This is a genomic window from Citrobacter sp. Cf116 (genome assembly GCF_030336505.1).
Lineage (GTDB): Bacteria > Pseudomonadota > Gammaproteobacteria > Enterobacterales > Enterobacteriaceae > Citrobacter > Citrobacter freundii.
In genome coordinates this window covers 186,092-212,579 of record NZ_JAOWEQ010000040.1, presented here as the reverse complement: position 1 = coordinate 212,579, position 26,488 = coordinate 186,092, and the positions used below count along the sequence as shown (strand labels likewise).

The following is a 26,488-nucleotide window of genomic DNA, read 5'->3' as shown; positions in this document are numbered from 1 at the left end:
ATTTACTGCGTGTAATGGGCATCATCAGATTAATGATGATCGTTACCACGCAGATAAATGACCCAGTATGTCAACCCGACCAACAAACCGCCGCCGATAATGTTACCGATCGTAACCGGAATCAGGTTATCGGTGATGAAATTCATCACGGTCAGGTGAGAAAAATTCTCCGGAGAAGACCCAACAGCGGTCCAGAATTCCGGGGTGGCGAAATCGCGTATTACAATACCCATAGGGATCATAAACATGTTTGCGATACTGTGCTCAAAACCGCTGGCAACAAACATTGCGACCGGTAATACCATGATAAACGCTTTGTCCATCAGGCTGCGGCCCGAGTAGCTCATCCATACCGCCAGGCACACCATCAGGTTAGCCAGGATGCCAAGACTTACCGCTTCAACAAAAGTATGGTGCACTTTGTGGTCGGCTGTTTGTAGGACGTTGAGCCCCCACGCGCCGTTGGCGGTCATGTATTCGCCGGAAAGCCACATCAATAGCACGAAGAGCAAGCAACCCACCAGGTTACCGACATAAACGTTAAGCCAGTTTTTCGCTAACTGACCCCAGGTAATACGACCACTGGCTTTAGCAACGACGATCAGTACGGTTGAAGTGAAGAGGTCTGCACCGCAGACAACACAAAGAATCAGCCCCAGGGAAAAGCAGATACCACCTACTAATTTCGCCATGCCGAAAGGCATAGTACCAGTGCCGGTTGTGGCGGTAATATAGAAAACAAAGGCAATTGAAATGAATACACCGGCAGTAATTGCCAGATAGAACGTCTTAAGCGGATGTTTCGTTGCTTTATAGACGCCTGCTTCTTCGGCAACTTTGGCCATTGCAGCAGGTAGAATAAGATCAAAAGGGTTGTCAGCTTTCACACTAACTCTCTCTTTATTAAGTCGGCGACGAGATACTAACAAAGCATTATAGATGAGAATTTGATATAGATCATATCTCGCCTGGCTTATAGGCCCGTAAGACGCATGGTTTTTATGCGATTACGGTGTAACATGTTGATTATCCATATAAAAATAAATTTTAAAAATTATAAAGTGAGTTGAATTTTTTCTTTCAGCCTCCTATGGGACGGTTAATTAAAATGGAGTAATTGAGATAAAAAACCACATTAATAAGCTAATTTTTTTAATATCAACTACTAATATTTAACCTTGTTTTTACATTTATTTTTTGGTTTGACCAAAATAAAAAACGGGGCGCTTTAAGCGCCCCGTAATATAGCTCAGACAATACATTTAGCCTACTCGAGGCAAGTTGTTTGTCACTATTTTGACCAGTGTGCCGCTTTCGCGCGTTGCAATTTCTCATAGGCTTTCAGCAGAGACTGATGTGCCGGGAATGCCTGCAGATCGCTGTCTACTGGCTGAAGTCCATAAAATGGAGCTTCACCACTCAGTGCGGCACTTGCCGCTTCAACCGCCTCAGCGCCGTACATGCGGACAAATGCGTTCAGATATTGCAGCGGCTGACGGTCCTCTTCCTGAGACAGCAGCAACAATGTTTGCAGGCAGCGATAGTAGTTTGCACGTTCCGCGCTAAAGACGGAGGCGTTAAATTCCATCGTCCATTCTGTCCACACCAGCGCCTGCTTCAGATCGCCACCGGCAAGCGCCAGCATCACTTTAAGCTCGCCAATACGCAGGGTGTACCAACCGTTATCCGCACCGGTCGCCAGACCGAGTAGCTCGCGCACGCGGGTGAAGTCGTCAAAACCTTCTTCATCCAGTTGTTCGATCAGATTGAGGTAGTCTTCTTTATCCCATTCGCTGCCCGGCAGAGAGAGGATTGTGTCACGCAGATGGGCGCCCATAGCGTTGTTGGCTAACCACAGATCTTCTGCCGGATAGATGTCAGACATTCCCGGCACAATAATGCGGCACGCGTAAACGCTCAGGTGCTCATAGTCAGCGATATACACTTCTTTATCTTCAGCATTGAAGATGGCCATCAGAGTGGCGAACTCTTCTTCCGTGGTGCCAGAGAAATTCCAGTCAACGAACGGATAGTCGGCATCCTGCTTGAACAGATCCCATGAGATCAAACCGCTGGAATCGATGAAGTGAGTTTCAAGGTTGGTATGTTCTGCCACTTCTTCATCGTCGAAGGTCGGTGGGGTGAAGACATCAAGATCCTTCAGACCACGACCCTGCAGCAGTTCAGTGACGGTACGCTCCAGCGCCACGCCGAAATCCGGGTGTGCGCCGAAGGAAGCGAAGCAGGTACCGTTGGTCGGGTTGAACAGGACAACACAAATCACCGGATACTTGCCGCCCAGCGAGCCATCATAGGCAAAAATTGGGAAACCTTCCGCTTCCAGTGTGGCGATGGACTCCACCACTGCCGGATAGCGCGCCATGACTTCGGCCGGGATTTCCGGCAGGCTGATGCTTTCCGCAATAATGCGGTTCTTCACATGACGCTCAAAGACTTCAGACAGGCCCTGAACGCGCGCTTCGTTAGGCGTGTTACCCGCGGACATGCCGTTAGAAACATACAGGTTGCCGATAATATTCATCGGAATATAGACAGTCTGGTTATCCGACTGACGGGTAAACGGCAGGCCGCAGACGCCACGTTCTTCATTACCAGACTGCAGATCGATAAGCATGCTGCCAGTCAGTTCGTTATCTGGATCGTAAAACGCACGCAGACGTGCATCCAGTAAACCTTCTGGTACATCGTCTTCTTCTGTCAGCGGGAACCATTTTTCGTTCGGATAATGCACGAACGGGCCATTGGCGATAGTTTCGCCCAACCAGAAATCCGCAAAGAAATAGTTAGTCGACAGACGCTCAAAGTATTCGCCCAGCGCGGAAGCCAACGCCGCTTTTTTCGTCGCGCCTTTACCGTTGGTGAAGCACAGCGCGCATTCTTTGTCGCGAATATGTACAGACCAGACGTTAGGGACGGGATTCAACCACGAGGCTTCTTCAATTTGAAAACCGAGGTCGAGCAATTTTTGCTGGAAGCGAGCGATGGAGTCTTCCAGAGCGGCATCTTTGCCGGGGATAAATGTTTGCGTCATGAAAATCACTTTTGTCGTACGGAAAGCGCGCAATGATACGGGTTTTCAATGAACGGCGCTATCGCCGCCGGAGCTCAGGCGTAAATAAAAGCATTGGCTATGCTTTCTTACAGCCAACTACGTTTAGAGCATATTAATGAAAGCTTTCGATTTGCACCGTATGGCGCTTGATAAGGTGCCCATGGATTTTCTGGGGGAAGTTGCGTTACGCAGCCTCTACACCTTTATATTGGTTTTTCTGTTTTTAAAAATCACCGGACGTCGCGGCGTACGCCAGATGTCGCTTTTTGAAGTGCTGATCATCCTTACGCTGGGTTCTGCAGCGGGAGACGTGGCATTCTATGACGATGTCCCGATGCTGCCGGTGCTGGTGGTTTTTATTACTCTTGCTGTGCTGTATCGGTTGGTAATGTGGCTGATGGCGCATAGTGAAAAAATGGAGGACCTGCTGGAGGGCAAACCCGTCGTGATCATTGAAGATGGCGAGCTGGCATGGTCAAAGCTCAATAGTGCCAATATGACGGAATTTGAATTCTTTATGGAACTGCGTTTGAACGGCGTGGAGCAATTGGGACAGGTAAAACTGGCTATTCTGGAGACGAATGGACAAATCAGCGTCTACTTCTTTGCCGATGAAGACGTAAAGCCGGGGCTCAGTATTTTACCTAAGCACTGTACGCAACGATTTAAAGTAATGCCTGAAGCAGGGGACTATGCCTGTATACGTTGTAGCGAAGTGGTGCAAATGAACGCCGGAGATCATCAATTATGTCCACGCTGTGCAAATCCAGAATGGTCGAAGGCCAGTCGGGCAAAACGGGTTACCTGACAGCAAAAATCTCGGTTTTTACCCGTCAATCCGATAGATTCTGTTGTGTGACCAATGACACATTTTTACCCTGGTCAGTTTTACCCATTGCGGCGCGTGTCACTGAATGATAAAACCGATATCCACAGGAATAACTTATACCAATGTCTGTCACCGGATTATCGTCAATGACAGGATGTTGATTGGACAACAACACAACGTGGTGAGGGGAAATGGCTCAGGTCTTTAATTTTAGTTCAGGTCCGGCAATGCTACCGGCAGAAGTACTTAAACTGGCTCAACAGGATCTTCGCGACTGGAACGGTCTTGGCACGTCGGTGATGGAAATTAGCCACCGTGGCAAAGAATTCATCCAGGTCGCCGAGGAAGCGGAGCAGGATTTTCGCGATCTTCTTAGCATCCCCTCCAACTATAAAGTGTTGTTCTGCCATGGCGGTGGTCGTGGGCAGTTCGCGGGTATCCCGTTAAATATTCTGGGTGATAAAACCACCGCGGATTACGTCGATGCCGGTTATTGGGCCGCCAGTGCAATTAAAGAAGCGAAAAAATACTGCACGCCAAACGTTATTGATGCCAAAGTCACCGTGGACGGCCTGCGTGCTGTTAAGCCGATGAGTGAATGGCAGCTTTCTGATAACGCGGCGTACCTGCACTATTGTCCGAACGAAACTATCGATGGCATTGCGATCGATGAAACACCGAATTTTGCCAGCAACGTTGTGGTCACGGCTGATCTGTCCTCTACCATTCTTTCCGCACCGCTTGACGTTAGCCGTTACGGCGTAATTTATGCCGGGGCACAGAAAAACATCGGTCCGGCCGGCCTGACGATTGTCATCGTCCGTGAAGATTTGCTGGGTAAAGCTCATGTATCATGCCCGTCAATCCTCGACTATACCGTGCTGAATGACAACGACTCCATGTTCAATACACCGCCAACCTTTGCCTGGTATCTGTCTGGCCTGGTCTTTAAATGGCTGAAAAAGCAGGGCGGTGTTAATGCAATGGATAAAATTAACCAGCAAAAAGCGGAACTGCTGTACGGCGTAATTGATAACAGCGATTTCTACCGTAACGATGTGGCGAAATCCAACCGTTCACGCATGAACGTACCGTTCCAGCTGGCTGACAGCGCACTGGATAAACTGTTCCTGGAAGAGTCTTTTGCTGCGGGCCTGCATGCGCTGAAAGGGCATCGTGTGGTCGGCGGTATGCGTGCGTCCATCTACAATGCAATGCCGCTTGAAGGTGTAAAAGCACTGACCGATTTCATGGTCGATTTTGAACGCCGTCGTGGCTAATCTGCTGTACTTTTCATCCCCACAGCCTGTCTGTGGGGTTTTTATGTCTGTTTTTGAGAGTCGAGTTTCATGGAATCCCTGACGTTACAACCCATTGCGCGGGTGGATGGCACAATCAATCTGCCTGGATCCAAAAGTGTTTCTAACCGCGCTTTGCTGCTGGCCGCATTAGCCAATGGCACCACTGTCCTGACCAACCTGCTGGACAGCGATGATGTTCGCCATATGCTCAATGCTCTGAATGTGTTAGGGATTAGCTATACCCTTTCTGCTGATCGTACCCGCTGCGAGATTATTGGCAATGGTGGTGCATTACATGCGCAAGGCTCAGTGGAACTGTTCCTTGGTAATGCCGGTACCGCAATGCGCCCGCTGGCCGCAGCGCTATGTCTGGGCAGCAATGACATCGTGCTGACGGGCGAACCGCGCATGAAAGAGCGCCCGATAGGCCATCTGGTTGATGCGCTGCGCCAGGGCGGAGCCAAAATTGACTATCTGGAGCAGGAAAACTATCCACCTTTACGTCTGCGCGGTGGCTTTACCGGAGGCCAGGTTGAGGTAGACGGTAGCGTTTCCAGCCAGTTCCTCACTGCGCTGCTGATGACTGCGCCGCTTGCGCCGCAGGATACGACGATTGCAATTAAAGGTGACCTGGTATCCAAACCTTACATTGATATTACACTGAACCTGATGAAAACGTTTGGTGTTGAAATTGAAAATCAAAACTACCAGCGCTTTGTCGTGAAGGGGCAGCAGCAGTATCAGTCACCGGGTGCATACCTGGTTGAAGGCGATGCTTCTTCCGCCTCCTATTTCCTCGCGGCGGGTGCCATTAAAGGCGGTACGGTAAAAGTTACCGGGATTGGCCGTAACAGCATGCAGGGTGATATTCGTTTTGCCGATGTACTGGAAAAAATGGGTGCTACCATTACATGGGGCAACGATTTTATTGCCTGTACTCGCGGCGAGTTGAACGCAGTGGATATGGATATGAACCATATTCCTGATGCGGCGATGACCATTGCAACGGCGGCGCTGTTTGCGAAAGGCACCACGACATTACGTAATATCTACAACTGGCGCGTCAAAGAGACCGATCGTCTGTTCGCGATGGCGACGGAGTTACGCAAAGTGGGCGCGGAAGTGGAAGAGGGGCATGACTTTATCCGCATCACCCCGCCTGCAACATTGCAATTTGCGGACATCGCGACCTACAACGATCACCGCATGGCGATGTGTTTCTCGCTGGTGGCGCTATCTGACACGCCTGTGACCATTCTTGATCCAAAATGTACCGCCAAAACTTTCCCGGATTATTTCGAACAGCTGGCGCGTATTAGTACATCTGCCTGATTTCATTGCCGCACTTTCGGGTGCGGCACATTCTGACATCTCCGATTGCCTATTTATTCTACACTCAGCTTCAATGATTCTGCATTTTTCACACAAAGATAACGATCGTTGGCGTTGGCGCGTATAATGCGCGGCGTTCACGTTAATGTACGCCCGTTTAAGGAGAAAAAGATGACGGCAATTGCCCCGGTTATTACCATTGATGGCCCAAGCGGTGCAGGAAAAGGCACCTTGTGCAAGGCAATGGCGGAAGCATTGCAGTGGCATCTGTTAGATTCAGGCGCGATCTACCGCGTACTGGCGCTCGCAGCGTTACATCACCATGTTGATGTAACATCTGAAGATGCTCTGGTACCGCTTGCCTCACACCTTGATGTGCGTTTTATCTCAACAGACGGCAACCTTGAAGTCATTCTTGAAGGTGAGGATGTCAGCGGTGAAATACGCACTCAGGAAGTGGCGAATGCCGCCTCTCAGGTCGCGGCGTTTCCTCGCGTGCGTGAAGCGCTTTTACGTCGTCAACGCGCATTTCGCGAAACCCCAGGTCTGATTGCTGATGGACGTGATATGGGGACCGTGGTGTTCCCGGATGCGCCGGTGAAAATTTTTCTGGACGCCTCCTCGCAAGAACGTGCGCATAGACGTATGCTACAGTTGCAGGAGAAAGGCTTTAGTGTTAACTTTGAACGCCTTTTGGCCGAGATCGAAGAACGCGATTATCGCGATCGTAACCGTGCTGTAGCGCCGCTGGTTCCTGCTGCTGATGCTTTAGTTTTGGATTCAACCCGATTAAGCATTGAGCAAGTGATTGAAAAAGCGTTACAATACGCGCGCCAAAAACTGGCTCTCGCTTAAGTGCGACCGAATTTGCAGTACCCCCGTTGCAATGGATTGACAGCGGGTATGTTAAACAACCCCATCCGGCATGGAGCCAGGTGGACGTTAAATATGAAACCTGAAGATTAAACATGACTGAATCTTTTGCTCAACTGTTTGAAGAATCCTTAAAAGAAATCGAAACCCGTCCGGGTTCCATCGTTCGTGGTGTTGTTGTTGCTATCGACAAAGACGTAGTACTGGTTGACGCTGGTCTGAAATCTGAGTCCGCCATTCCGGCAGAGCAGTTCAAAAACGCCCAGGGCGAGCTGGAAATCCAGGTTGGTGACGAAGTTGACGTTGCTCTGGATGCAGTAGAAGACGGCTTCGGTGAAACCCTGCTGTCCCGTGAAAAAGCTAAACGTCACGAAGCTTGGATCACGCTGGAAAAAGCTTACGAAGAAGCTGCAACCGTTACTGGTGTTATCAATGGCAAAGTCAAGGGTGGCTTCACTGTTGAGCTGAATGGTATTCGCGCGTTCCTGCCGGGTTCCCTGGTAGACGTTCGTCCGGTCCGCGACACGCTGCACCTGGAAGGCAAAGAGCTTGAATTCAAAGTAATCAAGCTGGATCAGAAGCGTAACAACGTTGTTGTTTCCCGTCGTGCCGTTATCGAATCCGAAAACAGCGCAGAACGCGATCAGCTGCTGGAAAACCTGCAGGAAGGCATGGAAGTTAAAGGTATCGTTAAGAACCTCACTGACTACGGTGCATTCGTTGATCTGGGTGGCGTTGACGGCCTGCTGCACATCACCGACATGGCATGGAAACGCGTTAAGCATCCGAGCGAAATCGTAAACGTTGGCGACGAAATCACTGTTAAAGTGCTGAAGTTCGACCGCGAGCGTACTCGTGTATCTCTGGGCCTGAAACAGCTGGGCGAAGATCCATGGGTAGCTATCGCTAAGCGTTATCCAGAAGGTACCAAACTGACTGGTCGCGTGACCAACCTGACCGACTACGGCTGCTTCGTTGAAATCGAAGAAGGCGTTGAAGGCCTGGTTCACGTTTCCGAAATGGATTGGACCAACAAAAACATCCACCCGTCCAAAGTTGTTAACGTTGGCGACGTAGTGGAAGTTATGGTTCTGGATATCGACGAAGAACGTCGTCGTATCTCCCTGGGTCTGAAGCAGTGCAAAAACAACCCATGGCAGCAGTTCGCGGAAACCCACAACAAGGGAGACCGTGTTGAAGGTAAAATCAAGTCTATCACTGACTTCGGTATCTTCATCGGCCTGGACGGCGGCATCGACGGCCTGGTTCACCTGTCTGACATCTCCTGGAACGTTGCAGGCGAAGAAGCAGTTCGTGAATACAAAAAAGGCGACGAAATCGCAGCAGTTGTTCTGCAGGTTGACGCAGAGCGTGAGCGTATCTCTCTGGGCGTTAAACAGCTCGCAGAAGATCCGTTCAACAACTGGGTTGCACTGAACAAGAAAGGCGCAATCGTAAACGGTAAAGTCACTGCAGTTGACGCTAAAGGCGCAACCGTAGAACTGGCTGACGGCGTTGAAGGTTACCTGCGCGCTTCTGAAGCTTCACGTGACCGCGTTGAAGATGCAACTCTGGTTCTGAGCGTAGGCGACGACGTTGAAGCTAAATTCACCGGCGTTGATCGTAAGAACCGTGCAATCAGCCTGTCTGTTCGTGCTAAAGACGAAGCTGATGAGAAAGATGCAATCGCAACTGTTAACAAACAGGAAGATGCTAACTTCTCTAACAACGCAATGGCTGAAGCTTTCAAAGCAGCTAAAGGCGAGTAATATCGAGTGCTCTAAATCCTTTGTGCTGTTAACGGCACAAAGGATGACGAGTAGCTTGACAGATTACAGGATTCGTCCTGTAATCAATGACAAAGGGCGGCTACGGCCGCCCTTAATCAATGCAGCAGCTAATTATGCCTTTAAGGAACCGGAGGAATCATGACCAAGTCAGAATTGATTGAAAGACTTGCAACCCAGCAACCTCATATTCCCGCGAAAGCGGTTGAAGATGCAGTTAAAGAGATGCTGGAACATATGGCCTCGACTCTTGCGCAGGGCGAGCGTATTGAAATCCGCGGTTTCGGCAGCTTCTCTTTGCATTACCGCGCACCACGCACCGGACGTAATCCGAAGACCGGCGATAAAGTGGATCTGGAAGGGAAATACGTTCCGCACTTTAAACCAGGTAAAGAACTGCGCGATCGCGCCAATATTTACGGTTAAGTTTTTAGCGAGACTTAACGCCGAGAAAGCACCCACATGGGTGCTTTTTTCATTTCTGTGCGCCTATCCTGGAATCCTCATCCCAGTTAATTTGTACGTTACAACCCCCACTAAATGTCTGTGGAACTCAGGTCGTATAACGATAAATTGATGCCAGACAACCGTCGAAGAGTACTGCACACTCCCTGTAACAGGGAGGTTATTGATGAAAATAACAACGGTGAGTACGTGTGCATTATTTGGCATTCTCCCACTCATGCTATTACCTACGCTGCCAGGCATGTTGTGTATCGGCATTGTATTTTGTCTGGCATGTCTGCTCTGTTTTCTCCCCCACAAATACATACGTTCCGCTGGACTAACCCTGCTGTTTTTTCTTTGGGGAATCCTGGCTGCGAAAGAGGCTCTGTGGGCCGGTAATGCGCTGCCTGCGAAAACCCAGCAAGCCATTGTGCAGATAACCGGAACTGACAATATGACAACGCACTACGGCCAAATTACTCACCTTCAGGGGAAACGAATCTTTCCTGCACAAGGAATCGTCTTATACGGACAGTATTTACCCGGTGATGTTTGTGCGGGTCAGACATGGGCGATGACGTTGAAAGTCCGCGCCGTACACGGTCAGTTAAACGAAGGCGGATTTGATAGCCAGCGTTACGCATTGGCGCAGCATCAACCGCTGACGGGGCGATTCTTACAGGCTTCGGTTATCACACCACAATGCAGTTTGCGTTCGCGATTTCTCGACTCGTTGAAAACGGTACTCGCCGACTATCCCTGGCAGCAGGTTATACTGGGTCTGGGAATGGGTGAGCGCTTGTCCGTGTCACAAGAGGTGAAAACGATTATGCGTGATACCGGCACGGCTCATTTGATGGCTATCTCCGGGCTGCATATTGCGTTTGCTGCACTTCTGGCTGCCGGAATAATTCGCGCGGGACAATTTTTTATGCCCGCCAGATGGATTTGCTGGCAGGTTCCATTAGTGGGTGGGATTGTCTGCGCCACATTATATGCCTGGCTGACAGGGCTGCAACCCCCGGCATTACGAACGGTTGTTGCGCTGCTAGTCTGGGGGGCGCTAAGACTTAGCAGCAGGCAGTGGAGCGGATGGTCGGTATGGATCTGCTGTCTGGCAGCCATTCTGGTGGTGGATCCTGTTGCCGTTCTTTCGCAAAGCCTATGGTTGTCTGCATCCGCCGTTGCGGCACTGCTGTTCTGGTACCAATGGGTACCGCTCCCGGACTGGCCGCTGTCGCGTGCTGGTCGTCAATTTCTGGCGCTGGCTCATCTGCAATTGGGTATTACGCTTCTGCTTCTTCCCGTACAAATCGCAATGTTTCACGGTTTTAGTCTGACCTCGTTTCCGGCTAATTTGTTTGCCGTCCCTTTGGTCACGTTTGTTTCCGTACCCTTGATATTAGCAGGCATGATCGTGCATTTAGCCGGACTTGTGATGATTGAATCGAATCTGTGGTATTTAGCGGATCGCTCTCTGGCGCTACTATTTTGGGGGCTCAGGAGCCTGCCTGAAGGGTGGATCAATATTGATGCACGCTGGCAATGGCTCGCATTTTTACCCGGAATGATGATTATCGCATGGCGACTAAATATCTTGCGTACGCTACCGGTGGTCTGTTTCTCTGCGCTACTTTTGCTGAGTGGGCCGCTTTGGCGTGCACCGCGTACAGATGTGTGGCAAGTGCATATGCTGGATGTCGGGCAGGGGCTGGCGATGGTGATTGTGCGTAATGGAAAAGCGCTGCTTTACGATACCGGTCTGGCATGGCCTGAAGGTGATAGCGCGCAACAGCTGATTATTCCCTGGTTGCGTTGGCATAATCTGGAGCCGGAAGGGGTCATTTTAAGCCATGAACATATGGATCACCGGGGAGGGTTGCACTCCTTACAACAAGTCTGGCCATCACTATGGATAAGAAGTCCGCTAGGCTGGAAAGGACACCTCCCGTGTTTTCGCGGAGAACGTTGGCAATGGCAAGGGTTAACCTTCAGTGCGCACTGGCCTGTGCGTGGAAATACAGGGCAGGGGAATAACCACTCCTGCGTGGTTAAAGTTGATGATGGGTATCAGAGTGTTCTGCTGACCGGTGATATTGAGTCTCCCGCTGAACAAAAAATGCTAAGTCACTACTGGCAGCATCTGCAGTCTACGGTGATGCAGGTTCCGCATCATGGCAGCAATACTTCATCATCACTGGCACTCATTCAGCGAGTTGACGGGCAGGCCGCACTAGCCTCTGCATCTCGTTACAACGCCTGGCGTCTGCCATCCTGGAAAGTGAAGCAACGTTATCGGAAACAAAATTATCAATGGCTGGATACACCACATCAGGGGCAGATTACGCTGGATTTTTACCAAAAAAACTGGCGAATACACAGCTTGCGGGATCAGATTTTACCTCGTTGGTATCATCAGTGGTTTGGCGTGTCGGAGGATAACGGGTAGAATATGCGGCTATTCTAACAAATGCTGGTTTTTTGAATGCATAACGATAAAGATCTCTCTACGTGGCAGACGTTTCGCCGACTATGGCCAACCATAGCGCCTTTTAAATCGGGTCTGATCGTGGCGGGTATAGCGTTAGTCCTTAACGCGGCCAGCGATACCTTCATGTTATCGCTCCTTAAACCATTACTGGATGATGGTTTTGGTAAAACGGATCGTTCGGTGCTGCTGTGGATGCCGCTGGTGGTCATTGGGCTGATGATAGTTCGTGGCTTAACCAGTTATGTCTCCAGCTACTGTATCTCATGGGTGTCAGGCAAAGTGGTCATGACCATGCGTCGCCGCCTGTTTGGTCATATGATGGGCATGCCAGTCTCCTTTTTTGATAAACAGTCTACAGGTACGCTGTTGTCACGTATTACCTATGATTCAGAGCAGGTCGCGTCATCGTCTTCCGGCGCGCTGATCACCGTGGTACGTGAAGGGGCCTCAATCATTGGCCTGTTTATCATGATGTTCTATTACAGCTGGCAGCTGTCACTGATCCTGATTGTACTGGCGCCAATTGTGTCAGTGGCGATCCGTGTGGTTTCCAAGCGCTTTCGTAGCATCAGTAAAAACATGCAAAACACTATGGGGCAGGTTACGACCAGTGCGGAGCAGATGCTGAAAGGCCACAAAGAAGTTCTGATTTTTGGTGGTCAGGAAGTCGAAACCAAGCGCTTTGATAAGGTCAGCAACAAGATGCGTTTGCAGGGTATGAAGATGGTTTCCGCTTCTTCTATCTCCGACCCTATCATCCAGTTGATTGCGTCTCTGGCTCTGGCCTTCGTGTTATATGCGGCCAGCTTCCCAAGCGTAATGGAAAACCTGACGGCAGGGACAATTACGGTTGTCTTCTCCTCAATGATCGCATTAATGCGTCCGTTGAAATCGCTGACCAACGTCAACGCGCAGTTCCAGCGCGGTATGGCGGCATGCCAGACCTTATTTACGATTCTGGATAGCGAACAGGAGAAAGATGAAGGTAAACGTGTTATCGAGCGTGCTACCGGCGATCTCGAGTTCCGCAACGTGACTTTCACCTATCCGGGACGTGAAGTACCGGCTCTGCGCAACATCAACCTGAATATTCCCGCGGGTAAAACCGTTGCTCTGGTTGGCCGTTCGGGCTCAGGAAAATCCACCATCGCCAGCCTGATTACGCGCTTCTACGATATTGATGAAGGGCAGATTCTGATGGACGGACACGATCTGCGCGAATATACCCTGGCATCCCTGCGCGATCAGGTTGCGTTGGTTTCGCAGAATGTGCACCTGTTTAACGATACGGTTGCCAACAACATCGCCTACGCGCGTACCGATATGTACAGTCGTGAGCAGATCGAAAAAGCGGCACAGATGGCCTACGCCATGGATTTCATCAACAAGATGGATAATGGTCTGGATACGGTGATTGGTGAAAACGGCGTCCTGCTTTCCGGCGGACAACGTCAGCGTATCGCTATCGCCCGTGCCTTGTTGCGTGACAGTCCAATTCTGATCCTTGATGAAGCAACATCAGCTCTTGATACCGAATCTGAACGTGCGATTCAGTCTGCGCTGGATGAGCTACAGAAAAACCGTACTTCTCTGGTCATTGCTCACCGTCTTTCAACCATTGAACAAGCCGACGAAATCATCGTGGTGGAGGATGGTCTGATTGTCGAACGCGGAACCCATAGCGACCTGATTGAGCAGCGTGGGGTCTATGCGCAATTACACAAAATGCAATTCGGTCAATGATCGCACGTATCTGGTCTGGTGAATCGCCGCTGTGGCGATTGTTACTTCCACTCTCCTGGCTTTATGGCCTGGTGAGTGGCGGGATCCATCTATGCTACAAGCTTGGGCTGAAACGCGCTTGGCGCGCGCCAGTACCGGTTGTGGTGGTCGGAAACCTTACAGCCGGCGGCAATGGCAAAACACCGGTGGTGATTTGGCTGGTTGAACAACTGCAGCAACGCGGGATTCGCGTGGGCGTGGTGTCGCGTGGTTACGGCGGGAAAGCGGCTGCTTACCCGTTGTTATTGACCGCAGAGACCACTACCGCAGAAGCGGGTGATGAACCTGTGCTGATCGCCCAACGTACCGGCGTGCCGGTAGCGGTATCCCCGGTAAGATCGGATGCGGTAAAAGCCATTTTGGCCCAACATGACGTGCAGATTATTGTGACCGACGATGGGCTACAGCACTATCGTCTGGCGCGAGATGTTGAAATCGTGGTTATTGACGGCGAACGTCGGTTTGGCAACGGCTGGTGGCTTCCCGCTGGTCCAATGCGGGAACGCGCAGGTCGTCTAAAATCGGTGGATGCGACTATTGTTAACGGTGGCGTTGCGCAACCAGGGGAAATCCCTATGCGACTTGAACCGGGGCTGGCCGTTAATTTACGTACAGGTGAACGCCGTGATGTATCGCAATTGCCCAATATTGTCGCCATGGCGGGCATTGGCCACCCACCGCGTTTTTTTGCCACGTTGAAAGCATGCGGTGCCAGCGTGCAAAAAAGCATTGCGCTGGCAGACCATCAGTCTCTGACCTACAGTGACGTCAGTGCGTTTGTAAACGCCGGGCAAACGCTGGTGATGACGGAAAAAGATGCGGTTAAGTGCCGGGCATTTGCCGATGAAAACTGGTGGTATTTACCTGTTGACGCTCATTTGTCAGGCGATCGGCCTGACGTGTTGCTGGATAGTTTAATCTCGCTGACTCGCTAACTGATTCACGCTGCGGCAGCGAATCATTTATGAGGCCATAGATGTCGTTGCCGCACCTTTCTCTGACGGATGCCCGTCATCTTCACCTTGCCGCTCAAGGTCTGCTGAAAAAAACACGCCGTCGGGCAACCCCGGCAGATATTCTCGCGACTATTTCGCGCATGTCGTTACTGCAAATCGATACTATCAATATTGTGGCGCGAAGTCCTTACCTGGTGCTGTTTAGTCGTTTAGGAGATTATTCACCCCAATGGCTGGACGACTCATTACAGCAGGGCGAACTGATGGAATACTGGGCGCACGAGGCCTGCTTTTTGCCGCGCAGCGATTTTATGCTGATACGTCACCGCATGCTGGCCCCGGAGAATATGGGCTGGAAGTATAAAGCGGCGTGGATGAAAGAACATGCTTATGAAATTGAGCAACTGCTCCAGCACATCCAGCATAACGGACCGGTACGATCTGCTGATTTTGAGCATCCACGCAAGGGGACCAGCGGCTGGTGGGAATGGAAACCGCAGAAGCGTCATCTTGAAGGGCTGTTCACTGCCGGGAAAGTGATGGTGGTGGAACGGCGTAATTTCCAGCGCGTGTATGATTTAACCCATCGCGTCATGCCACACTGGGACGATGAACGCGACCCACTTTCGCAGGAAGATGCTGAAAGCGTTATGCTGGATAACAGCGCCCGCAGTCTGGGGATTTTCCGCGAACAATGGCTGGCAGACTACTACCGCCTGAAGCGCCCGGCGCTAAAAAACTGGTGCAACGAACGGGCGGAACAGCAACAGATTATTCCTGTCGACGTTGAAGGGCTGGGAACACTGTGGCTGCATAGCCACCTTCAGCCGCTACTCGAACAGGCGCTGGCGGGCAAATTAACGGCGACCCACAGCGCAGTGTTATCGCCTTTTGATCCGGTGGTTTGGGATCGTAAACGGGCAGAGCAGCTATTCGATTTTAGCTATCGGCTGGAGTGTTACACGCCAGCACCAAAACGTCAGTACGGTTATTTCGTCTTGCCGTTGCTGCACCGCGGGCAGTTGGTTGGGCGAATGGATGCCAAAATGCACCGTAAAACGGGCGTGCTGGACGTGATTTCACTGTGGTTACAGGATGGGGTTAAGCCTGGGGTGACTTTGCAAAAAGGATTGTTTCAGGCGATTGACGATTTTGCCCGCTGGCAACTGGCAACACGCGTGACGCTGGGACGTTATCCTGAAGGTTTATTTGCTGATGCACGCCATGGTTGGGAAATAGACCCAGCCCTTTAAGCGATTATGTTAATATTTACGGATTCACAATCCGGTCCATCTGGAGGAACTATGGATCATCGTCTGCTTGAAATCATTGCCTGCCCGGTATGCAATGGCAAACTCTGGTTTAACCAGGAAAAACAGGAACTGATTTGTAAACTGGATAACCTTGCTTTCCCACTGCGTGATGGCATTCCTGTGTTACTGGAAACCGAAGCCCGCGTTCTGACTGCTGATGAGAGTAAATCATGAGTTTTGTGGTCATTATTCCTGCGCGTTATGCGTCCACTCGTCTGCCGGGCAAGCCGCTACTGGATATCAACGGCAAGCCAATGATCGTGCATGTCCTGGAGCGTGCGCGTGAATCTGGTGCTGAACGTATCATCGTGGCCACCGATCACGAGGATGTCGCTCGCGCGGTAGAAGCGGTGGGGGGGGAAGTGTGCATGACCCGCGCCGATCACCAGTCTGGTACGGAACGCCTGGCGGAAGTCGTCGAGAAATGTGGTTTTAGCGATGATACCGTTATTGTGAACGTACAGGGTGATGAGCCGATGATTCCGGCGGTCATTATTCGCCAGGTGGCTGAGAATCTGGCGCAACGTCAGGTCGGCATGGCGACTCTTGCGGCTCCGATTCACAGTGCGGAAGAGGCATTTAATCCGAATGCGGTAAAAGTCGTTTTGGACGCTGAAGGATATGCGCTCTATTTTTCACGCGCGACCATCCCATGGGATCGCGATCGTTTCGCCAAAAGTCTGGAAACGGTGGGGGACACCTTCCTGCGCCATCTGGGCATTTACGGCTATCGTGCCGGTTTTATTCGCCGCTATGTTAACTGGCAGCCTAGCCCGCTTGAGCATATCGAAATGCTGGAGCAGCTGCGAGTGCTGTGGTACGGTGAAAAAATTCACGTTGCCGTCGCAAAAGAAGTCCCGGGTACCGGCGTAGACACTACCGAAGATCTCGAGCGCGTTCGCGCCGAAATGCCTTAGTTTTTCTCACGGCACTCCCCCATATTGATGCGTATTTTTGGGAGGAGTGTCGTATCGTTGCGCTTTCCCTCCACTTTTCTTTTCATCAATTGATCTCATCCGGGTGACATCTGTCTGCCCGACGCTCATTATGAAAGCAGTAGCATTTATGAGGGCAATCTGAAATGGAACAGTTGCGTGCCGAACTCAGCCACCTGCTGGGCGAAAAACTCAGTCGTATAGAATGCGTGAATGAAAAAGTGGATACGGCCCTGTGGTCACTGTACGACAGCCAGGGAAATCCGATGCCGCTGATGGCGAGAAGTTTCACCACGCCAGGTATGGCGCAGCAACTGGCATGGAAAACCTCCATGTTAGCGCGCAGCGGTACGGTGCGTATGCCCGTCATTTACGGGGTCTTGACCCACGAAGAGCATCCCGGCCCCGATGTGTTACTGCTTGAGCGTTTACGGGGTGTGCCGGTGGAAGCGCCAGCCCGAACGCCCGAACGCTGGGAACATTTAAAAGATCAGATCGTAGAAGGTCTGCTGTCATGGCATCGGCAGGATAGCCGTGGCTGCGTGGGAATGGTGGATAACACGCAAGAGAATATCTGGCCATCCTGGTATCGCCAGCGTGTTGAGGTGCTGTGGACCACGTTAAATCAGTTCAACAATACTGGCTTGACGATGCAGGATAAGCGGATCCTGTTTCGTACCCGTGAGTGTTTACCCGCTTTATTTGAAGGATTCAATGATAACTGCGTACTGATCCACGGTAATTTCAGTTTACGTAGCATGCTCAAAGACGCCCGTAGCGATCAGCTACTGGCCATGGTGGGACCGGGGTTGATGCTGTGGGCGCCCAGAGAGTATGAATTGTTCCGTTTAATGGATAACGCGCTGGCGGAAAGCCTGCTTTGGCAATACCTGCAACGCGCGCCCGTGGCGGAGTCCTTCATCTGGCGGCGCTGGCTGTATGTGTTATGGGATGAGGTGGCGCAACTAGTCAACACCGGACGTTTTAATCGCACCAACTTTGATCTGGCAACGAAATCACTGCTGCCGTGGCTCGCCTGAACCTTTTAACCACTGCCAGATGCGACCCAATGTTTCGTAACCAACACGATCGCTATGCATCAACCAGACGGGAGAGGGGATCGCGCGCTCCCACGGATTTAGCGGTGAATCAATTGCTAACTGATTAGCCGGCGCGGGCAACGGGTGTAGTCCAGCTTGTTGGAAGAAAATCATTGCTCGTGGTAAGTGCGATGCGGAGGTCACCAGCAGGAACGGCGCGCTGCCGATGGCCTGCTTAACCGCTGCGGCTTCTTCTTCAGTATCTTTAGGTTTATCCAGCGTGATGATATCACCGTGTGGCACACCCAGTGACTGCGCTACGCGGGCTCCCGCTTCTGCAGTACTGACGTTATTGCTCTTTGCCGCAGCACCGGTAAAGATAAGCTTCGATCCCGGATTAGCACGCCAGAGGCGAATACCTTCATTCAGACGCGGAAGACTGTTGCTGATTAGGTTTGAACTTGGTGCCCACTGAGGATTCCAGGTATACCCTCCGCCCAACACCACAATGTATTCCACTTTTTGTGTATCCTGCCAGGTTGGATAGCTGTCCTCAATCGGTTTCAGTAGTCTATCAGCGACGGGTTGCAAGCTAAGAAGTAACAGCGCCAGCCAACTCAGGCTAATGCACACTTTCCCTGTTTTTTGAAAGCGGCTAAACCAGAGCAGCGCCAGGCCTATACCCATGATAATGAGCATTAGCGGAAGTGGCAGCATCATACCGCCAATCACTTTCTTCAGCGTAAAAAGCATCCTTTTTGGTTCCTTTTTTAACCATACAGCAGGGGATCTGCAGCGATATTACACCAGGAAGGTTCATTCTCGGCGTGGGTGTGACAAAATAGCGGTTTTACTTAGTCACCCTAAAGCCAGCATGTGGAGAGCCCGATGCGGGATCGCAATTTTGATGACATTGCAGAGAAGTTTTCCCGTAACATTTACGGCACCACTAAAGGTCAGCTTCGCCAGACGATCCTCTGGCAGGATCTGGACAAACTTCTTGCCGACTACGCGGGCCAGACATTGCGTGTGCTTGATGCGGGTGGCGGAGAAGGGCAGACAGCCATTCTGATGGCGCAGCGGGGCCATCACGTTACCTTGTGCGATCTTTCTGCTGAGATGGTGGCGCGAGCGCAACGGGCGGCAGAAGAGCAAGGTGTGAGCGACAACATGCATTTTATACATTGTGCCGCTCAGGACATCCCACAGCATTTGGATTCTCAGGTTGATCTGATATTGTTTCATGCTGTGCTGGAATGGGTGGCCGATCCACAAGCCGTCTTAAAAACATTGTGGTCGATGTTACGCCCGGGCGGTGCTTTATCGCTGATGTTCTACAATGCAAATGGCCTGTTGATGCGTAATGTGTTGGTCGGTAATTTCGGCTATGTACAGCAGGGAATGTATAAAAAGAAACGGCGCACGTTGTCTCCCGATTTCCCGCGCGACCCTCAGCAGGTCTATGGCTGGCTGGAGGAGATTGGCTGGGAGATAACCGGTAAAACGGGCGTGAGGGTGTTTCATGATTATCTGCGTGATAAACAAAAACAGCATGACTGTTTTGATGCTTTAACAGAAATAGAAAAGCGCTATTGCCGCCAGGAACCGTATATCAGCCTTGGGCGCTATATTCATGTCACCGCGATTAAACGTCCGGCCCGAGCCGCAGATGCAAGGATAACCTATGAGTGAATTTTCCCAGACAGTCCCCGAACTGGTTGCCTGGGCCAGAAAAAATGACTTCTCCATCTCTCTGCCGGTAGACAGACTTTCGTTCCTGCTGGCGGTCGCCACATTGAACGGTGAGCGACTTGACGGTGAGATGAGTGAAGGTGAACTGGTGGATGCGTTCCGCCATGTGAGTGATGCGTTTGAGCAAACCAGCGAAACCATCGGCGTCCGCGCCAACAACGCGATCAACGACATGGTGCGTCAACGTCTGCTGAACCGCTTTACCAGCGAGCAGGCTGAAGGCAACGCCATTTACCGTTTAACGCCGCTCGGGATTGGCATCACAGATTACTATATTCGTCAGCGCGAGTTCTCTACGCTGCGTCTTTCCATGCAACTGTCGATTGTTGCAGGCGAACTGAAGCGCGCGGCGGATGCGGCAGCGGAAGGTGGCGATGAATTCCACTGGCACCGCAACGTCTATGCGCCATTGAAATACTCGGTGGCGGAGATTTTCGACAGTATCGATCTGACCCAGCGCATCATGGATGAACAGCAGCAGCAGGTAAAAGACGACATCGCACAGTTGCTAAACAAAGACTGGCGGGCGGCGATTTCCAGCTGTGAACTGCTGCTTTCTGAAACGTCTGGTACGCTGCGTGAACTGCAGGATACGCTGGAAGCAGCGGGGGATAAGCTGCAGGCTAACCTGTTACGCATCCAGGACGCCACAATGACGCATGATGATTTGCATTTTGTTGATCGGCTGGTGTTTGATTTACAAAGCAAGCTCGACCGCATTATTAGCTGGGGTCAGCAGTCCATTGACTTGTGGATCGGCTACGATCGTCATGTGCATAAATTTATCCGTACCGCGATCGATATGGATAAAAACCGCGTCTTCGCCCAGCGTCTGCGTCAGTCTGTCCAGACCTACTTTGACGACCCATGGGCGCTGACCTATGCCAACGCCGATCGTCTGCTGGATATGCGTGACGAGGAGATGGTGCTGCGTGACGAAGAGGTCACCGGTGAACTTCCGGAAGATCTGGAATATGAAGAATTTAACGAGATCCGTGAACAACTGGCGGCGATCATCGAAGAACAGCTGGCTATCTACAAATCCAGACAAACACCACTGGATCTCGGTTTGGTAGTGCGCGAGTATCTGGCGCAATACCCACGTGCGCGTCATTTCGACGTCGCGCGTATTGTTATCGATCAGGCGGTACGCCTTGGCGTAGCGCAAGCAGACTTCACCGGACTGCCAGCCAAATGGCAGCCGATTAATGATTACGGAGCCAAGGTACAGGCGCATGTCATTGACAAATATTGAACAAGTGATGCCGGTAAAGCTGGCGCAGGCGCTGGCGAATCCGTTATTTCCGGCGCTGGATAGTGCCTTACGTTCGGGCCGCCATATCGGTCTGGATGAACTGGATAATCATGCCTTCCTGATGGATTTTCAGGAATATTTTGAAGAGTTTTACAGCCGCTATAACGTGGAATTGATCCGTGCGCCGGAAGGGTTCTTTTACCTTCGTCCGCGTTCAACGACGCTCATTCCGCGTTCGGTCCTGTCTGAACTGGACATGATGGTGGGTAAAATTCTTTGCTATCTCTATCTCAGCCCGGAACGCCTGGCGAACGAAGGGATTTTTACCCAGCAAGAGCTGTATGACGAGCTGTTAACGCTGGCGGATGAAGCCAAACTGCTGAAGCTGGTGAACAACCGTTCAACCGGTTCTGACGTTGACCGCCAGAAGCTACAGGAAAAAGTGCGTTCTTCGCTCAACCGCTTGCGCCGCTTAGGCATGGTGTGGTTTCTGGGCCACGACAGCAGCAAATTCCGTATTACGGAATCTGTCTTCCGCTTTGGTGCGGATGTGCGTAGCGGTGACGATCCGCGTGAAGCACAGCGTCGCTTAATTCGTGATGGTGAAGCGATGGCGGTCGAGAATCGTCTGCAGCTCAACGATGAGCCCGAAGAGAATCAGCCGGACAGTGGAGAAGAAGAATAATGATTGAACGCGGTAAATTTCGCTCACTTACGCTGATTAACTGGAATGGTTTTTTTGCCCGTACGTTTGATCTCGATGAGCTGGTCACCACGCTGTCCGGTGGTAACGGTGCGGGTAAATCCACCACCATGGCGGCATTTGTTACGGCGCTCATTCCGGACTTAACCCTGCTGCATTTCCGTAACACCACCGAAGCTGGTGCAACCAGCGGTTCACGTGATAAAGGTCTGCACGGTAAGCTGAAAGCAGGGGTCTGTTACTCAATGCTCGACGTCCTCAACTCGCGTCATCAGCGCGTGGTCGTGGGTGTGCGTCTGCAACAGGTTGCGGGTCGTGATCGCAAAGTGGATATCAAACCGTTTGCCATTCAGGGGCTGCCGATGTCGGTACAGCCAACCCAACTGGTGACGGAAACGCTGAACGAACGCCAGGCGCGCGTACTGTCTCTACCTGAGCTGAAAGAGAAGCTTGATGAGATGGAAGGTGTGCAGTTTAAGCAGTTCAACTCAATAACCGATTATCATTCGCTGATGTTCGATCTGGGCATCATTGCCCGTCGCCTGCGCTCCGCGTCTGATCGTAGTAAATTCTACCGTCTGATTGAAGCCTCGCTGTACGGCGGGATCTCCAGCGCCATTACCCGTTCACTGCGTGACTACCTGCTGCCGGAAAACGGCGGCGTCCGTAAAGCGTTCCAGGATATGGAAGCCGCGCTGCGTGAAAACCGCATGACGCTGGAAGCGATTCGCGTAACCCAGTCTGACCGCGACCTGTTTAAACATTTGATCAGCGAAGCGACCAACTATGTGGCTGCGGATTATATGCGCCACGCCAACGAACGTCGTATCCATCTGGATAAAGCACTGGAATATCGTCGTGAACTGTATACCTCACGTAAGCAGCTGGCGGCAGAGCAGTACAAGCACGTGGATATGGCGCGTGAACTGGGCGAGCATAACGGCGCCGAAGGCGATCTGGAAGCCGATTATCAGGCCGCGAGCGATCACCTGAATCTGGTGCAAACCGCGCTGCGTCAGCAGGAAAAAATTGAACGCTACGAAGCGGATCTCGAAGAACTGCAGATCCGTCTTGAAGAACAAAATGAGGTGGTTGCGGAAGCCGTTGACCGCCAGGATGAAAACGAAGCCCGCGCGGAAGCCGCCGAACTGGAAGTGGATGAGCTGAAAAGCCAGCTTGCCGATTACCAGCAGGCGCTGGACGTCCAGCAGACGCGAGCCATCCAGTATACCCAGGCGATCCAGGCCCTAAATCGGGCGAAAGAGCTCTGCCACCTACCGGATCTGACAGCCGACAGCGCCGCCGAATGGCTGGAGACTTTCCAGGCCAAAGAGCAGGAAGCCACTGAAAAGCTGCTAACGCTTGAACAAAAAATGAGCGTGGCGCAAACCGCGCATAGCCAGTTCGAACAGGCTTATCAGCTGGTGGCGGCTATCAACGGCCCGCTGGCACGTAGTGAAGCCTGGAGCGTGGCGCGTGAACTGCTGCGCGAAGGCGTTGAACAGCGCCACCTGGCGGAACAGGTTCAGCCATTGCGTATGCGACTGAGCGAACTGGAGCAGCGTCTGCGCGAACAGCAGGATGCCGAGCGTCTGCTGGCCGAATTCTGCAAGCGTCAGGGTAAACAGTTTGATATCGATGAGCTGGAAGCGCTGCACCAGGAACTGGAAGCGCGCATCGCCGCCTTGTCGGACAGCGTCTCGTCTGCCAGCGAACAGCGTATGACGCTGCGTCAGGAACAGGAACAGCTACAATCCCGTATTCAGCATTTGATGAAGCGGGCACCTGTCTGGCTGGCTGCGCAAAATAGCCTGAATCAGCTTAGCGAGCAGTGTGGCGAAGAGTTTACCTCCAGCCAGGATGTGACCGAGTATCTGCAACAATTGCTGGAGCGCGAGCGTGAGGCCATTGTTGAGCGTGATGAAGTCGGTGCACGTAAAAATGCGGTTGATGAAGAGATTGAACGTTTAAGTCAGCCGGGCGGGGCGGAAGATCAGCGTCTGAACGCGCTGGCGGAACGCTTTGGCGGCGTGCTGCTGTCAGAAATTTATGATGACGTTAGCCTTGAAGATGCCCCGTACTTCTCTGCGCTGTACGGTCCTTCGCGCCATGCCATCGTGGTACCAGATCTATCACTAATTACCGAACAGCTTGAAGGGCTGACGGATTGCCCGGAAGATCTCTATTTCATCGAAGGGGATCCGCAGTCGTTTGATGATAGCGTCTTCAGCGTTGATGAACTGGAAAATGCGGTGGTGGTGAAAACCGCCGAGCGTCAATGGCGTTATTCCCGCTTCCCGAAGGTGCCTATTTTTGGTCGTGCAGCGCGTGAAAGCCGTATCGAAACCCTGCATGCCGAGCGTGAAGGGCTGTCTGAACGTTTCGCCACGCTCTCCTTTGATGTACAGAAAACCCAGCGTCTGCATCAGGCGTTCAGCCGCTTTATCGGCAGCCATCTGTCGGTGGCGTTTGAAGCCGATCCAGAAGCGGAAATTCGCCAACTGAATAGCCGTCGCGTTGAACTGGAACGTGCGCTGACTAATCATGAAAATGATAACCAGCAAAGCCGTATGCAGTTTGAACAGGCGAAAGAGGGTGTCTCCGCGCTGAACCGCCTGCTGCCGCGCTTGAATCTGCTGGCCGATGACACGCTGGCCGATCGCGTGGACGAAATTCGCGAGCGTCTGGATGAAGCTCAGGAAGCCGCGCGTTTTGTACAGCAACATGGCAATCAGTTGGCGAAACTGGAACCAATCGTTTCAGTTCTGCAAAATGACCCTGAGCAGTTTGAACAGCTGAAGGAAGACTATACGTATTCCCAGCAGATGCAGCGCGACGCACGTCAGCAGGCTTTTGCGCTGACTGAAGTCGTACAGCGTCGGGCTCACTTTAGTTATTCCGACTCAGCCGAAATGCTGAGCGGTAATAGCGATCTGAACGAAAAATTGCGTGAACGCCTGGAACAGGCGGAAGCCGAACGTACCCGCGCTCGTGAGGCGCTGCGCAGTCATGCTGCACAGTTAAGCCAGTATAACCAGGTCATGGCATCGCTAAAAAGCTCTTATGACACCAAAAAAGAGCTGCTTAACGATTTACAACGTGAACTGCAGGATATTGGTGTTCGTGCGGACAGCGGTGCCGAAGAGCGCGCGCGTATCCGTCGTGACGAACTGCATGCGCAGCTCAGCAACAACCGTGCACGCCGCAACCAACTTGAGAAAGCACTGACCTTCTGCGAAGCGGAGATGGAAAACCTGACCCGCAGACTGCGCAAGCTGGAACGTGATTATCATGAAATGCGTGAGCAGGTAGTCACCGCCAAAGCCGGCTGGTGTGCAGTCATGCGGATGGTGAAAGATAACGGTGTGGAACGTCGTCTGCACCGTCGCGAGTTGGCCTATCTTTCCGGTGACGAACTGCGTTCGATGTCGGATAAGGCGCTCGGTGCGCTACGTCTGGCGGTTGCGGATAACGAACACCTGCGCGATGTGTTGCGTATGTCTGAAGATCCAAAACGCCCAGAGCGCAAAATCCAGTTCTTCGTCGCGGTTTACCAGCATCTGCGTGAACGTATTCGGCAGGATATTATCCGTACCGACGATCCGGTTGAAGCCATCGAACAGATGGAGATTGAGCTGAGCCGTCTGACGGAAGAGTTAACCTCTCGTGAACAGAAACTGGCGATCAGCTCACGCAGCGTGGCGAACATTATTCGTAAGACCATTCAGCGTGAACAGAACCGTATTCGCATGCTGAACCAGGGGCTGCAAAGTGTGTCGTTTGGCCAGGTTAACAGCGTTCGCCTGAACGTCAATGTGCGTGAAACGCATGCTACCTTGCTGGACGTACTTTCAGAGCAACATGAACAGCATCAGGATCTGTTTAACAGCAATCGCCTGACCTTCTCAGAAGCGCTGGCGAAGCTGTATCAGCGCCTGAATCCGCAGATCGACATGGGGCAACGCACGCCGCAAACCATTGGTGAAGAGCTGCTGGACTATCGTAACTATCTGGAAATGGAAGTTGAGGTTAACCGTGGTTCTGACGGCTGGCTGCGTGCTGAATCTGGCGCGCTGTCAACGGGTGAAGCGATCGGGACCGGGATGTCTATTCTGGTGATGGTGGTGCAAAGCTGGGAAGATGAAGGTCGCAGATTGCGCGGGAAAGACATCTCTCCTTGCCGCCTGCTGTTCCTTGATGAAGCAGCACGACTCGATGCGCGCTCTATTGCGACTCTGTTTGAGCTGTGTGAGCGTTTGCAGATGCAGCTGATTATCGCTGCGCCGGAAAACATCAGCCCAGAGAAAGGCACCACCTACAAACTGGTGCGTAAAGTCTTCCAAAACACCGAGCACGTTCATGTGGTGGGGCTGCGCGGATTTGCGCCTCAGCTACCGGAACCACTGCCGGGGACTGAAGATGCCTCCTCGCAGGCAAGCTAAGCAAAAAGGCGGCTACAAGGCCGCCTTATTTTTTTCCGCAAAGACGTCATGCCTGGTGTAATTTCTTTAGACTTCTTTACATTAGGTTAGGCAAAAACTTTTTGATGTTTATATACTAAAGGTAAGCCCAACGCGTCACGGGCTTGCTCGTCATACTTCAGTTTGTATTGGCGTTTT

General features: G+C 51.8%; 20 protein-coding genes. 17 read left to right on the top strand and 3 right to left on the bottom strand.

The window, feature by feature from the left end:
- Nucleotides 1-29: 29 nt before the first annotated feature.
- Nucleotides 30-887 (bottom strand): formate transporter FocA, encoded by an 858-nt coding sequence (gene focA, locus OGV74_RS17750; protein WP_003035756.1) that lies wholly within the window; start codon nt 885-887, stop codon nt 30-32.
- Between the two features lie 404 nt (nt 888-1,291).
- Nucleotides 1,292-3,052 carry a 30S ribosomal protein S12 methylthiotransferase accessory factor YcaO gene (gene ycaO / locus OGV74_RS17745; RefSeq protein WP_286521296.1) on the bottom strand — a complete coding sequence of 587 codons (1,761 nt, stop codon included), beginning with the start codon at nt 3,050-3,052 and terminating at the stop codon, nt 1,292-1,294.
- A 136-nt stretch (nt 3,053-3,188) separates the two neighbouring features.
- Here ycaO and OGV74_RS17740 point away from each other — a divergent pair, with 136 nt between their 5' ends.
- The 13 genes from OGV74_RS17740 to OGV74_RS17680 all read left to right on the top strand — a co-directional run bounded on the left by OGV74_RS17740 (nt 3,189) and on the right by OGV74_RS17680 (nt 18,159).
- Nucleotides 3,189-3,881, top strand: coding sequence for a DUF421 domain-containing protein (locus tag OGV74_RS17740; protein WP_003847009.1), 693 nt, complete (start codon nt 3,189-3,191; stop codon nt 3,879-3,881).
- Nucleotides 3,882-4,093: 212 nt separating this feature from the next.
- Nucleotides 4,094-5,182 carry a 3-phosphoserine/phosphohydroxythreonine transaminase gene (gene serC, locus OGV74_RS17735; RefSeq protein WP_003847007.1) on the top strand — a complete coding sequence of 363 codons (1,089 nt, stop codon included), beginning with the start codon at nt 4,094-4,096 and terminating at the stop codon, nt 5,180-5,182.
- 69 nt (nt 5,183-5,251) lie between these two features.
- The gene (gene aroA, locus OGV74_RS17730; protein ID WP_003035768.1) at nt 5,252-6,535 is read left to right on the top strand and encodes a 3-phosphoshikimate 1-carboxyvinyltransferase; all 1,284 of its coding nucleotides are present in this window, start codon (nt 5,252-5,254) and stop codon (nt 6,533-6,535) included.
- Between the two features lie 171 nt (nt 6,536-6,706).
- Nucleotides 6,707-7,390 carry a (d)CMP kinase gene (gene cmk / locus OGV74_RS17725; protein WP_003035772.1) on the top strand — a complete coding sequence of 228 codons (684 nt, stop codon included), beginning with the start codon at nt 6,707-6,709 and terminating at the stop codon, nt 7,388-7,390.
- Nucleotides 7,391-7,503: 113 nt separating this feature from the next.
- Nucleotides 7,504-9,177, top strand: coding sequence for a 30S ribosomal protein S1 (gene rpsA, locus OGV74_RS17720; RefSeq protein ID WP_003035776.1), 1,674 nt, complete (start codon nt 7,504-7,506; stop codon nt 9,175-9,177).
- Nucleotides 9,178-9,336: 159 nt separating this feature from the next.
- Nucleotides 9,337-9,621, top strand: coding sequence for an integration host factor subunit beta (ihfB, locus tag OGV74_RS17715; protein ID WP_003035780.1), 285 nt, complete (start codon nt 9,337-9,339; stop codon nt 9,619-9,621).
- A 205-nt stretch (nt 9,622-9,826) separates the two neighbouring features.
- Nucleotides 9,827-12,091: a ComEC family protein gene (locus tag OGV74_RS17710; RefSeq protein ID WP_086503908.1), complete on the top strand. Its 2,265-nt coding sequence runs from the start codon at nt 9,827-9,829 to the stop codon at nt 12,089-12,091.
- A gap of 36 nt (nt 12,092-12,127) precedes the next feature.
- Nucleotides 12,128-13,876, top strand: coding sequence for a lipid A ABC transporter ATP-binding protein/permease MsbA (gene msbA / locus OGV74_RS17705; protein WP_003035784.1), 1,749 nt, complete (start codon nt 12,128-12,130; stop codon nt 13,874-13,876).
- Nucleotides 13,873-14,850: a tetraacyldisaccharide 4'-kinase gene (gene lpxK, locus OGV74_RS17700; RefSeq protein ID WP_086503909.1), complete on the top strand. Its 978-nt coding sequence runs from the start codon at nt 13,873-13,875 to the stop codon at nt 14,848-14,850. Before msbA ends, lpxK begins: the two co-directional genes overlap by 4 nt.
- Before the next feature lie 41 nt (nt 14,851-14,891).
- A complete protein-coding gene (locus OGV74_RS17695; RefSeq protein WP_086503910.1) occupies nt 14,892-16,124 on the top strand; it encodes a winged helix-turn-helix domain-containing protein in 1,233 nt (410 codons plus the stop codon).
- Between the two features lie 51 nt (nt 16,125-16,175).
- Nucleotides 16,176-16,358: a protein YcaR gene (gene ycaR / locus OGV74_RS17690; protein WP_003035793.1), complete on the top strand. Its 183-nt coding sequence runs from the start codon at nt 16,176-16,178 to the stop codon at nt 16,356-16,358.
- Nucleotides 16,355-17,101 (top strand): 3-deoxy-manno-octulosonate cytidylyltransferase, encoded by a 747-nt coding sequence (gene kdsB / locus OGV74_RS17685; RefSeq protein WP_003035796.1) that lies wholly within the window; start codon nt 16,355-16,357, stop codon nt 17,099-17,101. Before ycaR ends, kdsB begins: the two co-directional genes overlap by 4 nt.
- A 164-nt stretch (nt 17,102-17,265) precedes the next feature.
- Complete coding sequence (locus OGV74_RS17680; RefSeq protein ID WP_003035798.1) at nt 17,266-18,159, top strand: YcbJ family phosphotransferase; 894 nt, start codon at nt 17,266-17,268, stop codon at nt 18,157-18,159.
- On the opposite strand, the gene elyC is transcribed toward OGV74_RS17680, so the two are convergent.
- Nucleotides 18,136-18,912: an envelope biogenesis factor ElyC gene (gene elyC / locus OGV74_RS17675; protein WP_086503911.1), complete on the bottom strand. Its 777-nt coding sequence runs from the start codon at nt 18,910-18,912 to the stop codon at nt 18,136-18,138. The genes OGV74_RS17680 and elyC overlap by 24 nt on opposite strands.
- A 135-nt stretch (nt 18,913-19,047) precedes the next feature.
- Here elyC and cmoM point away from each other — a divergent pair, with 135 nt between their 5' ends.
- Genes cmoM through mukB form a run of 4 tightly spaced genes read left to right on the top strand, consistent with a single transcriptional unit; the run spans nt 19,048 to nt 26,311 of the window.
- On the top strand, nt 19,048-19,851 hold the full coding sequence (cmoM, locus tag OGV74_RS17670; RefSeq protein ID WP_086503912.1) for a tRNA uridine 5-oxyacetic acid(34) methyltransferase CmoM: 804 nt from the start codon (nt 19,048-19,050) through the stop codon (nt 19,849-19,851).
- Nucleotides 19,844-21,166 (top strand): chromosome partition protein MukF, encoded by a 1,323-nt coding sequence (gene mukF, locus OGV74_RS17665; RefSeq protein WP_003836877.1) that lies wholly within the window; start codon nt 19,844-19,846, stop codon nt 21,164-21,166. Before cmoM ends, mukF begins: the two co-directional genes overlap by 8 nt.
- Nucleotides 21,147-21,851 carry a chromosome partition protein MukE gene (mukE, locus tag OGV74_RS17660; protein ID WP_003035809.1) on the top strand — a complete coding sequence of 235 codons (705 nt, stop codon included), beginning with the start codon at nt 21,147-21,149 and terminating at the stop codon, nt 21,849-21,851. The genes mukF and mukE overlap by 20 nt, the downstream gene beginning before the upstream one ends.
- Nucleotides 21,851-26,311 (top strand): chromosome partition protein MukB, encoded by a 4,461-nt coding sequence (gene mukB, locus OGV74_RS17655; RefSeq protein WP_003846984.1) that lies wholly within the window; start codon nt 21,851-21,853, stop codon nt 26,309-26,311. Before mukE ends, mukB begins: the two co-directional genes overlap by 1 nt.
- The last annotated feature ends 177 nt before the right edge of the window (nt 26,312-26,488 follow it).

Excerpts from the sequence above, each read along its gene's own strand:
- ycaO (WP_286521296.1), bottom strand. The coding sequence starts at position 3,052 with ATGACGCAAACATTTATCCCCGGCAAAGATGCCGCTCTGGAAGACTCC.
- OGV74_RS17740 (WP_003847009.1), top strand. The coding sequence starts at position 3,189 with ATGAAAGCTTTCGATTTGCACCGTATGGCGCTTGATAAGGTGCCCATG.
- serC (WP_003847007.1), top strand. The coding sequence starts at position 4,094 with ATGGCTCAGGTCTTTAATTTTAGTTCAGGTCCGGCAATGCTACCGGCA.
- aroA (WP_003035768.1), top strand. The coding sequence starts at position 5,252 with ATGGAATCCCTGACGTTACAACCCATTGCGCGGGTGGATGGCACAATC.
- cmk (WP_003035772.1), top strand. The coding sequence starts at position 6,707 with ATGACGGCAATTGCCCCGGTTATTACCATTGATGGCCCAAGCGGTGCA.
- rpsA (WP_003035776.1), top strand. The coding sequence starts at position 7,504 with ATGACTGAATCTTTTGCTCAACTGTTTGAAGAATCCTTAAAAGAAATC.
- ihfB (WP_003035780.1), top strand. The coding sequence starts at position 9,337 with ATGACCAAGTCAGAATTGATTGAAAGACTTGCAACCCAGCAACCTCAT.
- OGV74_RS17710 (WP_086503908.1), top strand. The coding sequence starts at position 9,827 with ATGAAAATAACAACGGTGAGTACGTGTGCATTATTTGGCATTCTCCCA.
- msbA (WP_003035784.1), top strand. The coding sequence starts at position 12,128 with ATGCATAACGATAAAGATCTCTCTACGTGGCAGACGTTTCGCCGACTA.
- lpxK (WP_086503909.1), top strand. The coding sequence starts at position 13,873 with ATGATCGCACGTATCTGGTCTGGTGAATCGCCGCTGTGGCGATTGTTA.
- OGV74_RS17695 (WP_086503910.1), top strand. The coding sequence starts at position 14,892 with ATGTCGTTGCCGCACCTTTCTCTGACGGATGCCCGTCATCTTCACCTT.
- ycaR (WP_003035793.1), top strand. The coding sequence starts at position 16,176 with ATGGATCATCGTCTGCTTGAAATCATTGCCTGCCCGGTATGCAATGGC.
- kdsB (WP_003035796.1), top strand. The coding sequence starts at position 16,355 with ATGAGTTTTGTGGTCATTATTCCTGCGCGTTATGCGTCCACTCGTCTG.
- OGV74_RS17680 (WP_003035798.1), top strand. The coding sequence starts at position 17,266 with ATGGAACAGTTGCGTGCCGAACTCAGCCACCTGCTGGGCGAAAAACTC.
- elyC (WP_086503911.1), bottom strand. The coding sequence starts at position 18,912 with ATGCTTTTTACGCTGAAGAAAGTGATTGGCGGTATGATGCTGCCACTT.
- cmoM (WP_086503912.1), top strand. The coding sequence starts at position 19,048 with ATGCGGGATCGCAATTTTGATGACATTGCAGAGAAGTTTTCCCGTAAC.
- mukF (WP_003836877.1), top strand. The coding sequence starts at position 19,844 with ATGAGTGAATTTTCCCAGACAGTCCCCGAACTGGTTGCCTGGGCCAGA.
- mukE (WP_003035809.1), top strand. The coding sequence starts at position 21,147 with ATGTCATTGACAAATATTGAACAAGTGATGCCGGTAAAGCTGGCGCAG.
- mukB (WP_003846984.1), top strand. The coding sequence starts at position 21,851 with ATGATTGAACGCGGTAAATTTCGCTCACTTACGCTGATTAACTGGAAT.